Below are 283 nucleotides of genomic sequence, written 5' to 3' on the forward strand. Positions count from 1 at the left end.
AACGGGCGGGACAGGCCGCCCAGCGCGATGCCGTTGAGGATCGCGCCCATCGCGTGCTCGCGGATGCCGAAGTGCACCAGGGTGCCGTCGGGGCCACCCGGCCACTCGTCGCCGGCGTAGGCGGAGGGCGTGAAGCTGCGCGCGCCCTTGATCGCGACGTTGTTGGTCTCGGCGAGGTCGGCCGAGCCGCCCCACAGCCACGGCAGCTCGGTGGCGACCGCGTTCAGGACCGCGCCGCTGGCGATGCGGGTCGCGACCTTCTGCGGCTCGGCGCGCAGGGCGG

Annotated in this window: 1 pseudogene; it reads right to left on the reverse strand. The window is 74.9% G+C overall.

Features of this window, described 5'->3' with window-relative positions:
* Nucleotides 1-283: pseudogene (locus RT323_RS06565) on the reverse strand (transketolase); the annotation flags it as partial.

Source organism: Aeromicrobium sp., from assembly GCF_032084975.1.
Classification (GTDB): Bacteria; Actinomycetota; Actinomycetes; order Propionibacteriales; family Nocardioidaceae; genus Aeromicrobium.